The 13,497-nt window shown below is 68.6% G+C and carries 12 protein-coding genes; 7 read left to right on the top strand and 5 right to left on the bottom strand.

From position 1 onward, the window contains the following. The first annotated feature begins 30 nt into the window (after positions 1–30). The gene (locus IAE56_RS04530; protein WP_200751637.1) at positions 31–618 is read left to right on the top strand and encodes a hypothetical protein; all 588 of its coding nucleotides are present in this window, start codon (positions 31–33) and stop codon (positions 616–618) included. Between the two features lie 131 nt (positions 619–749). Here the strand turns inward: IAE56_RS04530 and IAE56_RS04525 are convergent, their stop codons facing one another. Beyond that, positions 750–1,634, bottom strand: a complete 885-nt coding sequence (locus tag IAE56_RS04525) for a LysR family transcriptional regulator (RefSeq protein WP_200751636.1) — start codon at positions 1,632–1,634, stop codon at positions 750–752. Between the two features lie 97 nt (positions 1,635–1,731). On the opposite strand from IAE56_RS04525, the gene trpB reads away from it, so the two are divergent. The 5 genes from trpB to glmM all read left to right on the top strand — a co-directional run bounded on the left by trpB (position 1,732) and on the right by glmM (position 6,912). Then, positions 1,732–2,949 (top strand): tryptophan synthase subunit beta, encoded by a 1,218-nt coding sequence (trpB, locus tag IAE56_RS04520; RefSeq protein WP_200751635.1) that lies wholly within the window; start codon positions 1,732–1,734, stop codon positions 2,947–2,949. Next, positions 2,946–3,635, top strand: a complete 690-nt coding sequence (locus IAE56_RS04515) for a hypothetical protein (protein ID WP_200751634.1) — start codon at positions 2,946–2,948, stop codon at positions 3,633–3,635. Before trpB ends, IAE56_RS04515 begins: the two co-directional genes overlap by 4 nt. A 1-nt stretch (position 3,636) precedes the next feature. Further along, positions 3,637–4,446, top strand: coding sequence for a tryptophan synthase subunit alpha (gene trpA, locus IAE56_RS04510; RefSeq protein WP_200751633.1), 810 nt, complete (start codon positions 3,637–3,639; stop codon positions 4,444–4,446). A gap of 226 nt (positions 4,447–4,672) precedes the next feature. Further along, on the top strand, positions 4,673–5,548 hold the full coding sequence (accD, locus tag IAE56_RS04505; protein ID WP_108769466.1) for an acetyl-CoA carboxylase, carboxyltransferase subunit beta: 876 nt from the start codon (positions 4,673–4,675) through the stop codon (positions 5,546–5,548). Next, positions 5,548–6,912 carry a phosphoglucosamine mutase gene (gene glmM, locus IAE56_RS04500; RefSeq protein ID WP_200751632.1) on the top strand — a complete coding sequence of 455 codons (1,365 nt, stop codon included), beginning with the start codon at positions 5,548–5,550 and terminating at the stop codon, positions 6,910–6,912. Before accD ends, glmM begins: the two co-directional genes overlap by 1 nt. 88 nt (positions 6,913–7,000) lie before the next feature. Here glmM and IAE56_RS04495 read toward each other — a convergent pair whose 3' ends face one another. From IAE56_RS04495 to IAE56_RS04485, 3 genes are read right to left on the bottom strand one after another with little or no spacing between them, the layout of a single operon-like run. Then, positions 7,001–7,858, bottom strand: a complete 858-nt coding sequence (locus tag IAE56_RS04495; RefSeq protein ID WP_200751631.1) for a polysaccharide deacetylase family protein — start codon at positions 7,856–7,858, stop codon at positions 7,001–7,003. After that, positions 7,851–8,996 carry a glycosyltransferase family 4 protein gene (locus IAE56_RS04490; RefSeq protein ID WP_200751630.1) on the bottom strand — a complete coding sequence of 382 codons (1,146 nt, stop codon included), beginning with the start codon at positions 8,994–8,996 and terminating at the stop codon, positions 7,851–7,853. Before IAE56_RS04490 ends, IAE56_RS04495 begins: the two co-directional genes overlap by 8 nt. Positions 8,997–9,015: 19 nt before the next feature. Further along, positions 9,016–10,899: a sulfatase-like hydrolase/transferase gene (locus IAE56_RS04485; protein ID WP_200751629.1), complete on the bottom strand. Its 1,884-nt coding sequence runs from the start codon at positions 10,897–10,899 to the stop codon at positions 9,016–9,018. 197 nt (positions 10,900–11,096) lie between these two features. On the opposite strand from IAE56_RS04485, the gene IAE56_RS04480 reads away from it, so the two are divergent. Continuing rightward, the gene (locus tag IAE56_RS04480; RefSeq protein ID WP_108769461.1) at positions 11,097–12,032 is read left to right on the top strand and encodes a 2-oxoglutarate and iron-dependent oxygenase domain-containing protein; all 936 of its coding nucleotides are present in this window, start codon (positions 11,097–11,099) and stop codon (positions 12,030–12,032) included. 338 nt (positions 12,033–12,370) lie between these two features. Here IAE56_RS04480 and IAE56_RS04475 read toward each other — a convergent pair whose 3' ends face one another. Next, complete coding sequence (locus IAE56_RS04475) at positions 12,371–13,285, bottom strand: IS110 family transposase (protein ID WP_200751628.1); 915 nt, start codon at positions 13,283–13,285, stop codon at positions 12,371–12,373. Positions 13,286–13,497: the final 212 nt, after the last annotated feature.

Below are 13,497 nucleotides of genomic sequence, written 5' to 3'. Positions count from 1 at the left end.
CCTGCTGTCATCCAACCCCAAGGACTGGCCATGAAAATCGCGTACCTGCACGACCAACGTCGCTCCGCAGGCCTCGGCATCGCCCTGTCAGGCCTGCTGCTGTCCCTGCAGGCCTGGGCAGCAGCACCGGCCGCAGACCCCGTTGCCACCCTGGTGCAGGCCAGTGGCGTGCAGTGCACGGACGCCAAGGCCGGCAGGGGCTGTAACGCCGGCGATGTCGCCAGCGGTGATTTCTACGACGTTGAACTGACGCCCAGCTGCGGCGCGCAGGGTTTCTTCGCAGGTGTCGCCGATGCCAACGGCGTCGACGCGCTCGACCGCGTGCCCAGCACCGGCAGCAAGGCGGTGGCGACGGCGCGGTTCGCGCAGGGCCAGCTGGTCTGCGTGCAGGCCATCGGCCGGGCCGGGCAGAACCCGCAGTACTACTTCGTGACCTCGGTGCCGGCCAGCAGCGTCGCCGCCTGCAAGGCAGGCAGCGCGCTGTGCGGCACCTATGGCGACCGGCCGATCCAGCACCTGAAGCGCGATCACAGCCACGCCTGCCAACCGGCATCGGCACAGTGCGCACAGGGCTGGGTGAGCGCCAGGGCGCTCGACGTGTTCTCCAACGGCCTGTAATGCCGCGCTTGCTGCCGATTTCGTAGCGTCGAGCTTGCTCCCGATTTCGTAGAGTCGAGCTTGCTCGACTGGAACGAAAGCAGTCGAGCAAGCTCGACTCTACGCGCGAAGGCGGTCGAGCAAGCTCGACGCTACAGCTGCTGCGTGGCCCAATCAGCCAACGCCTCCACGCGCGGGTCGGCCGGCCCATCCGGCCGCGCCAGGACCCAGAAACCGCCGGTCGCAGCGAAGCCCCATGGGGCGACCAGACGCCCGGCGGCCAGGTCCTCGGCCACCAGCGGCTCCGGCGCGATGGCCGGCCCCAGTCCGGCAACGGCCGCTTCCAGCAGGTAATACAGGTGCTCGAAGCCGGTGCCCATCTGCAACCGCGTGGGGTCCAGCCCGTGCGCCTGCGCCCATGCCGGCCAGGCCTGTGGGCGCGAGCTGGTGTGCAGCAGCGTCTCCTGCAGCAGCGCGGCGGGCGCTACATGGCGCAGGCGCTGCGCGGCAGGATGCGAGGGCGCCACCACCACGCCCACCCGTTCCGGCGCCAGCTCACGCACCTGCCAGCCCCGCGGCCACGGCCCCTGCGCCAGCAGCAGGACCGCATCCAGCGCCGCCTGTGCCTCGGTGAAGGCGCCATCCAGCGCCGACCATTGCAGGTTCACCCCGGGCAGGGCCGCCTGCAGCGCGGGCAGCCGGGGAATCATCCAGCGTGCCAGCACGCTGCCGCTGCAGCCCAGCACCAGTGCCGGGGAACGCGCCGGCTGGCGCAGTTCGCGCACGCAGGCCTCGATGCCGGCGAAGGCCTCGCCGCAGGCCACGTGCAGGCGCTGCCCGGCCTCGGTCAGGCGCAGCCCGCGGCCGGCACGCTGGAACAGCGGCAGCCCCAGGTGGTCCTCCAGCAGCTTCAGCTGCCGGCTCACCGCACCGTGGGTTACGTGCAGGGCCTGTGCGGCGCGGCCCACGCCGCCCAGGCGGGCGGTGGCCTCGAAGGCACGCAGGGCGTTGAGCGGTGGCAGCAGGGAGGTGCTCATGTGAGATTTCCTGACGATATGCGCCAGATAATATCGATATTCCGGTCAGGATCCGTGCGCTAGAGTATCCACCTGTCTCGAACCAGCGGTCGCTTCCATGTCTGCCTCCCCCATTGCCGACTACCACGCCTTCCCGGACGCCCAGGGCCACTTCGGCCGCTACGGCGGCAGTTTCGTCGCCGAAACCCTGGTCGGCCCGCTGCAGGAACTGGCCCAGGCCTACGACCAGGCCCGCCAGGATCCGGCGTTCCAGCTGGCCTACGACAAGGACCTGGCCCATTACGTCGGCCGTCCCAGCCCGATCTATCACGCGCAGCGCCTGAGCGACCATGTCGGCGGTGCGCAGATCCTGCTCAAGCGCGAGGACCTGAACCACACCGGCGCGCACAAGATCAACAACACCATCGGCCAGGCCCTGCTGGCCGCGCGGATGGGCAAGAAGCGCATCATCGCCGAGACCGGCGCGGGCCAGCACGGCGTGGCCAGTGCCACTGTCGCCGCGCGCCTGGGCCTGGAATGCGTGGTCTACATGGGCGCCACCGACATCGAGCGGCAGAAGATCAACGTCTACCGCATGAAGCTGCTGGGCGCGACGGTGGTGCCGGTCACCTCCGGCTCGGCCACCCTGAAGGACGCGCTCAACGAAGCGATGCGCGACTGGGTGACCAACGTGCAGGACACCTTCTACATCATCGGCACCGTGGCCGGACCGGACCCGTACCCGCGCATGGTGCGTGACTTCAACGCCATCGTCGGCCGCGAAGCGCGCGAGCAGATGCTGGCCGAGTACGGCCGCCTGCCCGATGCGATCACCGCCTGCGTCGGCGGCGGCAGCAACGCCATCGGCCTGTTCCATGCCTTCCTCAACGACCGCGAGGTCGAGATCTTCGGCGCCGAAGCGGCCGGCGACGGCATCCACACCGGTCGCCACGCCGCCTCGATCGCCGCCGGCCGCCCCGGCGTGCTGCACGGCAACCGCACCTACGTGCTGTGCGATGACGATGGCCAGATCATCGAGACCCATTCGGTGTCGGCCGGCCTGGACTACCCCGGCGTCGGCCCGGAACACGCCTTCCTGTCCGACAGCCGTCGTGCCACCTATCTCGGCATCACCGATGAGGAGGCGCTGCAGGCCTTCCACCTGCTGGCGCACGTCGAAGGCATCCTGCCGGCGCTGGAATCCAGCCACGCGCTGGCCCAGGCCATCAAGCTGGCCCGTGAGCGCCCGCGCGACCAGATCGTGCTGTGCAACCTGTCCGGGCGTGGCGACAAGGACGTGCACACCATCGCCGCGCGCGAAGGCCTGGTGCTGTGAACTACGTGCTGCGCCACGGTGGCGCGCTGGTGCTGGCGGTCGGTCTGGGTGGCTGCACGCCGCCCGATCCGCCGGTGCTGGCCCCCGCGCCGGCGTCGCCCGCAGCCATCGCTCCGGCACGCCAGCTGGCCAGCAATGATGATGACGCTGCGCATCGCCCGATCGAGGATGCGCCGGCGGCTACCCGCGCCGACAGCGCCGAGGACGAAACCGCCCCGGCAGTCGTGTCGGTGGCGCTGGACCATGCCGGCGACGTGCTGATCGGCCAGCCCTTCAGCGAGCTGCAGGGCGAGGCGCAGTGGCACTCGGCCGGGCTGGGCGAGGCGACGGCCGGGCGTTGTGAGTATTACGAGCGCGGCACGCTGCCCGAAGGCGTGGCGATGATGGTGCAGGACGGCGACGTGGTGCGTTTCGACCTGGCCCCCATCGATGATTCGGGCCAGGTGGTGGTGCAGCCCGGGCCGTTCGGCCTGCGCCTGGACATGCCGCGTGCGCAGGCCCTGCAGCTGCTGCCACGGGGCGCCCTCGCGCGTCCTTATGGCGAAGATGCCGAGGCCGGCGAGACCCTGCTCTGGCAGGACCCCGGTTCCGACCTGGCGATCCGCGTGGAGATCGTCGACGGCACCGTTTCCCGAATGTACTGGGGCGCCAGCGGCGCCGTTGACCTGATCGAAGGATGTACCTGACATGTCCGTATCCCGACTCGATGCCTGTTTCCAGCGCCTGCGCGAGCAGCAGCGCAAGGCGCTGATCCCCTTCATCACCGCCGGCGACCCGTCGCTGGAGGCCACCGTGCCGGTCATGCATGCGCTGGTCGACGCCGGTGCCGATGTGATCGAACTGGGCGTGCCGTTCTCCGATCCGATGGCCGATGGCCCGACCATCCAGCGCAGTTCCGAACGCGCGCTGGGCCGCGGTGCCGGCAGCCGCTACGTGCTGCAGGCGGTGGCGCAGTTCCGCCAGCGCGATGCGCAGACCCCGGTGGTGCTGATGGGCTACCTCAACCCGGTGGAGATCCACGGCTATGCGGCCTTCGCCGAGGCTGCAGTGGGCGCCGGCGTGGACGGCGTGCTGCTGGTGGACCTGCCGCCGGAAGAAGCCGGTGAAGCCCAGCAGGCCTTCGATGCGGCCGGCCTGGCGCTGGTCCTGCTGGCCTCGCCGACCACCAGCGAAGCCCGCGCGGACAAACTGCTCGCGCTGGCCCGCGGTTACCTGTACTACGTCAGCTTCGCCGGCGTCACCGGTGCCTCCGAGCGCCTGGACAGCGATGCCGCCAGCGCACGGCTGCAGGCCCTGCGTGCACGCGCCAGCGTGCCGGTGGTGGCCGGCTTCGGCATCAAGGATGCGGCCAGTGCCGCGGCCATGGCCCGCCAGGCCGATGGCGTGGTGGTCGGCAGCGCCCTGGTGGCGGCGCTGGCCGATGCCGGATCGGCCGAGGAGGCCGCCCAGCGTGCCGGTGCCTTACTGGCCCCGCTGCGGCAGGCGCTGGACGCCTGACCCACGCGTGCGCCAAGGGTTGCCGGCCAGCGGCCGGCACTATCTCCGCCGCGCTGGACGCCTTGAAGGTAGCGCCGGGCCATGCCCGGCGACGCTAAACGTACGTCCCAGCATGGTTTTTTCCTGCCGGCCCGTTCCCCGCAAGGGGTGCACGGGCGGGCGCAGCAGAGCTAGACTGTCCGCCTTTGCGGCCCTCGGGCCGCCCTGAACGGAAGTGTCCTCCCGCATGAGTTGGCTCAGCAAGTTGATGCCGTCTGGCATCCGCACCGACAACACCCCCAGCAAGAAGCGCAGCGTCCCCGAGGGCCTGTGGGAAAAGTGCAGTAGCTGCGGCAGCGCGCTGTACCGCCCCGAGCTGGAAGAGAACCTGGAGGTCTGCCCGAAGTGCGGTCACCACATGGCGATCCGCGCCCGCGCGCGCCTGGCGGCCCTGTTCGACGCCGACAGCACCACCGAGATCGGTGCCCGCCTGGGCCCGACCGACCTGCTGAAGTTCAAGGACCAGAAGAAGTACAGCGAGCGCATCAAGATCGCGCAGAAGAACACCGGTGAGTACGACGCGCTGATCGCGATGCGTGGTCTGCTCAAGGGTCGTCCGCTGGTCGCCTCGTCCTTCGATTTCGCCTTCATGGGCGGCTCGATGGGTTCGGTGGTCGGTGAGCGCTTCGCGCTGGCCGCTGAAACCGCCGTCGAGATCGGTGCACCCTACGTGTGCTTCTCCGCCAGCGGCGGCGCGCGCATGCAGGAAGGCCTGTTCTCGCTGATGCAGATGGCCAAGACCTCGGCCGCGCTGGGCAAGCTGCGCGAAGCCGGCCTGCCGTACATCTCGGTGCTGACCCATCCGACCACCGGTGGCGTGTCGGCCTCGTTCGCCATGCTGGGTGACATCAACATCGCCGAGCCGCAGGCGCTGATCGGCTTCGCCGGCCCGCGCGTGATCGAGCAGACCGTGCGCGAGAAGCTGCCTGAAGGTTTCCAGCGCTCCGAGTTCCTGCTGGAACACGGCGCCATCGACCAGATCTGTGACCGCCGTGAAATGCGTGACCGCCTGTCCGACCTGCTGGCCATGCTCGGCCGCCAGCCGGCGCCGGAGGTGGCGTGATGGCGGGCCGAAAGTACTTCGGTACTGACGGCATCCGCGGCCGCGTCGGGCAGAGCCCGATCTCGGCCGACTTCGTGCTGCGCCTGGGCAATGCGCTGGGCCGCGTGCTGGTCGACCAGCGCGGCCCCGGTGGCCGCCGCCCGATCGTGGTGATCGGCAAGGACACGCGCATTTCAGGCTACATGTTCGAAGCCGCACTGGAAGCCGGCCTGGTGGCCGCCGGTGCCGACGTGCAGCTGCTGGGGCCGATGCCGACCCCGGCGGTGGCCTTCCTCACCCGCACCCTGGGCGTGGATGCCGGCGTCGTCATCAGTGCCTCGCACAACCCGCACTACGACAACGGCATCAAATTCTTCTCCGCCCAGGGCGAGAAGCTCGACGATGCCACCGAACTGGCGCTGGAAGCCGCGCTGGACGTGCCGTTCGTGACGGCCGAATCGGAAAAGCTGGGCAAGGCCGCGCGTGCGCGCGAAGCGGTCGGCCGCTACATCGAATTCTGCAAGGCCAGCGTGCCGCGCACCTTCGACCTGCGCGGCGTGCGCCTGGTGCTCGACTGCGCCCACGGTGCCACCTACCAGATCGCACCGCTGCTGTTCCGCGAGCTGGGTGCCGAGGTGATCGGCATCGGTGCCGAACCCAACGGCGTCAACATCAATGACGGTGTGGGCTCGACCCACATCGACAACCTGGCCGCCAAGGTGCGCGAGACCGGTGCCGACCTCGGCATCGCCTTCGACGGCGACGGCGACCGCGTGCTGATGGCCGACGACCAGGGCAACCCGGTCGACGGCGACGACCTGCTCTACATCCTGGCCCGTGCGTGGCAGGCCGACGGCCGCCTGCGTGGCCCGGTGGTCGGCACGCTGATGAGCAACTACGGCCTGGAAAAGGCCCTGGGCGAACTGCAGATTCCGTTCGTGCGCAGCAACGTGGGCGATCGCTACGTCCACCAGGCGCTGATCGAAGGCGGCGGCGTGCTCGGTGGCGAAGCCTCCGGCCACCTGCTGTGCCTGGACCGGGCAACCACCGGCGATGGCATCGTCAGCGCCCTGCAGGTGCTGGTCGCGCTGCGCCGCACCGGCCAGACCCTGCGGCAGGCGCTGCAGCCGCTGGCCAAGGTGCCGCAGAAGACCGTCAACGTGCGCCTGGGCGATGTCTCGGCCAAGGCCACCGTGCAGGCCGACAGCGTGCAGTCGGCGCTGGCTGATGCGCAGCAGGCCGTGGCCGGCCGCGGCCGCGCGTTCCTGCGTCCGTCCGGTACCGAGCCGGTGGTGCGCGTCACCGTCGAGGCCGACGAAGCCACGCTGATGCAGGACACGCTGGATCGCCTGTCGGCTGCGGTGAAGTCGGCAGCCTCTGCCTGAGCCACCGGCCGCCGGTCCAGACTGAAAACGCCCCGGGAGACCGGGGCGTTTTTTTGTTCCGCAGCGATGGGATGACGGCCAGGGCCGCTCAGGGCCCCGGCACCATCTTCTTCTGGCGCGCCTTGAAACCGTTGAAGAACGGCGCGATCAACGGGTTGTAGCTCTGCGCGATGCGCTTGCGCAGCCAGCTGGCCGGACGGTTGCGGATCGCAAAGCGGTAGATGCGTTCCGGGTCGCCACCGACCACGTTGCGGCCGAACGGGTGGGTCGTGTGCAGGTAACGGAAGCCGTGTTCGCGCGCGACCTCGACGTGGTCCTGGTCGAAATCGCCGTAGGGCCAGCACAGGGTGTCGGAGACTTCGCCCAGCTTGTCCTGCAGCACCTGCCGCGAGATCGCCAGGTCCTGGCTGATGCCGGCCCGGCGCTGTGCGCGGTCCAGGTCGTCGCGGCGCAGCCAGCGGGTGTGCGTGTGGGTGTGGCAATGCACTTCGAAGGTGCCCGCCTCGATTGCCTCGCGAGCCTCGCTCCAGCGCATCATCACGTCGTCGCTGCGATCGTTCTCGAAGATCGCCGCTTCGCAGCCACGGTGGTCCGGCGTCGCCGGCAGCGCCGCGCCGGCGATACCCGCATGCGGGCGAACCTCGCCTTCGCCCATCCAGCCGGTCACCACGAACACCACCGCGTGCATGCCGTACTTCTCCAGGATCGGGTGCGCGTACACCCAGTTGTCCAGGTAGCCATCGTCGAAGGTGATGACGATGGACCGGCGCGGCACCGGTTTGCCGGCCAGGAAGCCGGCGTACTGGTCCAGGGTCAGCGAGGTCCAGCCGTTGCTGGCCAGCCAGGCGATCTGGCTCTCGAAGTTTTCCGGCGAGACGGTGATCATCCCCGGCGAGGGGCTGACGTGGTGGTGCATCAGCACCGGAACGGTTCGCGCATCAGCCATGTCCCAGCTCCTTCAGCCACTGGTGGTAATAGTGTTCGGTGGTTTCGCCATGCCCGGCGGGGCTGAAATCGTGCGCAGTGCGCATCCAGTCCCAGCCGGCACGGCCCATCATCTGCCGGCGCTGCGGATCATCCACCAGCAGGCGCAGGGCGGCGGTCAACGCGCCATTGTCGCCCAACCGGGTGAGGATGGCATTGCTGCCTTCGGCCACCATCTCCGGCACACCGCCCACCCGCGTGGCGACGATCGGCACCGCCACGTAGGCCGCCTCCAGGAACACCGTGCCGGCGGCCTCCTTGTGCGAGGCGAGGGCGAAGATGTCGAAGCCGGTCATCAGCCGGCAGGCGTTGTCACGGTAGCCGAGCAGGTGCACCTGCCGTTGCAGGCCATGTTCCTCGCGCATCTCCAGCAGGCGCTGCATGACGGCCTCGCCGTTGCCGACCACCACCAGGTGCAGGCGCGGATTGGCCTTGCACAGCGGCGCGATCGCACGCAGCAGGTCGGCATGGCCCTTCGGCTCGCGCAGCACCGCCACGCAGCCGACCACGATGTCCTCGTCGCTGAAGCCAAGCTCGGCGCGGACCTCGGCGCGGACGTCCTGCAGGCACTGCCACGGGTCATCCTTGCGGATGTCGGTCCAGCGTGGCGGTACCGCGATGGGCGGCACGATGCCGATGGTGTCGTTGGCAATGCCACGCTCGGCCAGCAGCTGCTTCACGAACCGGCTCACGGTGATCACCCGGTGCGGCAGGCCGGTGTAGGTCAGCAGCGAGTTGACCGGACTCATCAAGTGCCGCGAGCGCACCACCAGCGGCGTGCGCCCCAGGCGCGCACCGGCCGCGGCGATCAGCGTGTCGCGGCGGCTGGTGGTGTTGACCACGTCGTAGCGCTCGCGGCGCACCAGCCGCGACACCGACCAGATGCCGCGCATCAGCCGTGCCATGCCGCCCATGCGCAGGGTGTGCACGGTGAAGCCATCATCGCGGGCCATCGTGGCCAGCCGCGCGTCGGGCTGGCACAGCAGCGCGACCTCGTGGCCACGCGCACGCATCACCTGCATGTGGCGAAGGATGTAGATCTCCTGGCCACCCATTCCTTTGGCGGCTTCGGTGTGGAGAATGCGCAGCGGGCGGTTCATCGCGAATCAGTCCTGTAATTCAACGGTTGCGGAAGCGGGTAAGGGCATCCCACGCGGTACGCAGGCTGGCCGGGTCCGGCGCCTGCTGCGGAAGGGGCAGGTAGTTCTGGTCCAGTGCGGTCGCGTTGCCGAACTTGTCGAACACGTAGATCGCGTCGCCGTGGCGGACCGCGCGCTGCGACCAGCTCTCCACCACCAGCGAGCGCGGGCCCTGCGGCACGGCCAGCAGGTCCTGGCCGGTGCTGAAATCGCCCAGCGCGTTCTCGCAGCCCAGGGCATGCCGCATCAGCGTCGGTACCCAGTCCTCGTGGGAACTGGTGCGCGCGTCGTGGCCGCTGCCTTCGCCCGGCCAGCGCAGCACGAACGGCACCTGCAGCTGGTGGTTGGAGAAGTTGCCGTTGTGGCCCCAGTAGTTGAGCTTGAGGTCGTTGAATTCCTCGGCGTGGTCACCGGTCACCAGCACGATGGTGTCCTGCTCCAGGCCCTGCGCGCGCAGCTGGTCAAGCAGCTCGCCGACCAGGCTGTCGGCGTAGTGCACAGCGGTGTGGTAACGGTTGAGCTCCGGCGTCGGGTCATGGTCCGGGCCGAACTTGAGGAAGTCGATGTCGGCCGCCATCGGTGTGGCTACCGGCCGATAGCCGGCTGGCATGTGATACGGCGCGTGGGTGGAATCGAGGAACACGAAGCCGAACCACGGGCGCTGCGCGTCCTGGCTGCGGGTGATGTCCTGCTGCAGTGAGGCCACGATGCTGCGGTCGCGCCCGGATGAATCCAGTTCCGCCGGCCCCTGGTGCAGCTGGTCGCGCACGTCGGCAAAGACGGTGCGGTCGAACTCGGGGCTGTACAGCGGCGCGCTGCCATAGAGGTGCAGGTCGTAGCCCTGCTGCTGCAGCACCGTGAACAGCTGCGAGCCGCGCTGCTCATCCAGCATGCTCGGCCAGTAGCCACCGGGCAGGCCGTACAACAGGCCGAACAGGCCGTAACGGGTCGCGTTGCCGGTGCTGAAATGATGGTCGTAGACGCGCGCCGAGTCCGCCAGCGCCGCGGTGTGTGGCATGTACTGCGGGGTCAGCGCGTCGTGCCGCAGCGATTCCAGCACCACCATCAGCACGTTGGGCCGACGGTGGCTCTGGCAGCGCAGCGGCTGCAGCGGGTACTGCAGCTGGGCGTGGCGCGGGTCGGGCAGGCCGGCCTGCTGCTGGCTGTGCACGCCGAGCCGGCGCATGAAGCTTTTGGCGGTGATCGGCTGCGCCCAGGGCAGGTAGTTCCACTGGCCGATCACGGCGCGCTCGCCGAGCGCATCGTAGTAGGCGGTGGCGACCTGGCCGCCGCCCATCAGCAGGGCGATGGCGGTCCATGCCTGCAGCACGCGGCGGCGGTGCGGTGCGGGCGACAGCAGCTTCCAGCACGCCCAGGCCAGCAGTGCCTGCGCGGCGAAGATCGCCGCCACCAGGCCGCCCGCCTGCAGCCAGGTCTTCCACGACAGGCTGACCTGGTCGTGCAGCGCGCCGCCGAACACCATGTTGGCAACCATCGCATTGAGGTGGAACCGGTACAGGGCGAACACCTTGGCGTCGACCAGCAGCAGGCACAGCCACAGGCCCTGCACCGTGATGGCTGAAAGCGTCAATGTGCGCGCGCTGCGCGGCCACAGGCCGATCACCAGCGGCAGCGCGCCGGCCAGCGCGCCCAGCGCAAGCAGGTGGCCGGGCAGGGCGACCGCCAGGTAGGCCAGGCCGAGGCCGCCGCCGGGGTTGTCGCCCAGCGGCACGTTGCCCAGCGTGATCAGCAGGGCCAGCGCTGCGTTGGCAGCGACGAACAGCGACCACCACGCCAGCCGGCGCCAGCGGCGGTCAGGTGCGGAAAGCGGGGCAGGGGCGGAATCGGGCGAGGCGGCGGACATGGTGCAGGAGCGGGCGGGCAGGGGGCGGGGGACGTGCTGCATGGGCGCCCGGAGGGGCCGCCTGCTCGCGCGGGTGGCGCATTGTATCGGTTTGTTTCAATGTATCGATGGCGTACTTCGGCCGATCTGTCACAATGTTCAGGCTGGCCGGCAGACAGCTGCCGGCTCTTTGACCCAACGACAAGCCAGGAACCGCTGTGAGCCAGATCCCGACCCTCGACATCACCCGTTTTGACAGCGACCGCGAGGCCTTCGTGGCCGAGCTGGGCGCGGCCTACCGCCAATGGGGATTCGCGGGCATCCGCAACCACGGCATCCCGCAGGCCGACATCGACGCGGCCTACGATGTGTTCAAGGCCTTCTTCGCCCTGCCGGACGAGGTCAAGCGCCAGTACCACGTGGCCGGCAGCGGCGGCGCCCGCGGCTACACCCCGTTCGGTGTTGAAACCGCCAAGGGCTCCAAGCACTTCGACCTGAAGGAGTTCTGGCACATCGGCCGCGAGATCGCCGACGACTCCAAGTACCGTGACGTGATGGCGCCGAACCTGTGGCCGTCCGAGGTCGAGGGTTTCCGTGAGCGCGGCTACGGCCTGTACCAGGCGCTGGACAACCTGGGCTCGCGCGTGCTGTCGGCGCTGGCCCTGCACATCGGCCTGCCGGAAGACTTCTTCGCCGACAAGACCAACTTCGGCAACTCGATCCTGCGTCCGATCCACTACCCGCCGATCACCACCGACGACATCCCGAACGTGCGTGCCGGTGCACATGGCGACATCAACTTCATCACCCTGCTGGTCGGCGCCAGCGCCGCGGGCCTGGAAGTGCAGTCGCATGATGGCAAGTGGGTGCCGTTCACCTCCGATGCCGACACCATCGTGGTCAACATCGGCGACATGCTGCAGCGCCTGACCAACCACGTGTACCCGTCGACCATCCACCGCGTGGTCAATCCCCCGGGTGAGCTGGCCCGCCAGCCGCGCTACTCGGTGCCGTTCTTCCTGCACCCGAACCCGGATTTCCTGATCGACGTGCTGCCCTCGTGCATCACCCCGGAGAACCCGAGCCGGTACCCGGAGCCGATCACCGCCCACGGCTTCCTCGAGGAACGCCTGCGCGAGATCAAGCTGAAGTAATGAAGAAGCCGCCGAAAGGCGGCTTTTTCATTACGGGTAGCGCCGGGCCATGCCCGGCGAGCGCAGCGGAGGTGTTCGGCAGGGCTGCCGCCCTGCACCCGCAGAGGCCAGGGCCAAAGCCAAAGCCAAAGCCAAAGCCAAAGCCAAAGCCAAAGCCAAAGCCAAAGCGGCTCTGGGTTATTGCTGGTTGGGCGGGGCGGTGTGGGTTCGCAGGACACGCCGTGAACCCTTCCATGGAGCAACTGTGTTGCCGGAGGGGCGCCAGCCCTTCCGGCAGACGGGCACGGTAGTGCCGGCCGCTGGCCGGCAGCCTCTGAGGATGCCCAGATACGCGCCTGTTAAGCGGGGATCGGTCCGCTTTCAGCGTCGCGCACGCGGGCGTTGAGGATCACCAGCATCTTCCGCATCACCGCCACGATGGCCACCTTGCCCTCCTTGCCGCGGGCTCGCAGCGACTGGTAAAAGTCGCGCAATCGAGGTTCATGCCGCATGGCCGACATCGCCGCCATGTAGAGCACTTGGCGGATCTCAGCCCTGCCACCTTGGATGCTTCGTTTCCCGCGCATGCTGCCGCTGTCGTGGGACATGGGCGCCACACCGACCAGGCTGGCGATGCGCTTGCCACTGATCCTGCCAAGCTCTGGCAGATAACTTGCCAGTACGGCCTGCAGCGCTGGTCCCACGCCTTTCATCGACTTCAGGACAGCCAGTTGAGGCTGCTGGGCAACCTGCTCGGCAATGTGCTTCCCCAGCCGTTCAACCAGCGCCTGCTGGCGATTGATGTTGGCCTGCAGCAGCCGGCGCAATTCACGATCACCGACCATTTCCTGCTGCTGCCGCGCGATGGTCAACGCTTCCATCGCCTGACGACGCGCTCGCACGAACTCCCGCATCTTCTGCTGCCAAAGCTCTAGCGGCTGATAGGCAGGCAGTTTCACCAGCGCCGCCATTTGCGCCAGCGCGTAGGCATCCAAGCGGTCGGTCTTGGCGATATGGCCCATCCCCTGGGCCAGCCTGCGGGCCCTTAGGGCATTGGCACGGACCACCGGATGGCCAGCCTTGTGCAGGAAATCCAGCACTGGCTGTTCATAGCCGCCGGTAGCCTCCAGCACGATCTGGGCGGCCGGATGTTCTCTCAGCCAAACATCCAATTCAGAAAACCCGGTGAGGTTATTGCTGACCTGCAGGGTCTCTCCGTCCGTCGTGCCGACATCCAGCTGGCGCTTGCTGACATCAATCCCGATCCCGTTCATCACCGGACTCCGTATAGTCTGGAAGGGTCGAGAGCTCCCCCGCTTGCCCAGTCTTATCACTGCGAGTGTCTGCTCCAGCAACTGTTCGGGCGGATCAAGGGAGATTCCGGCGTGGGCGCCAAGCTCCATGGCGATCGTCGAGATCCAGGCTCATACGGCGGCCCACGCCGGCTCTCGACACCTACGCTGCCAGATTCCGATCAGATAAGGCT

It is taken from the genome of Stenotrophomonas sp. S41, from assembly GCF_016624625.1.
In the GTDB taxonomy this organism is placed as follows: Bacteria; Pseudomonadota; Gammaproteobacteria; order Xanthomonadales; family Xanthomonadaceae; genus Stenotrophomonas.
Note: the sequence above shows the minus strand (reverse complement) of the source record. Positions and strands in the feature narration are given on the sequence as shown.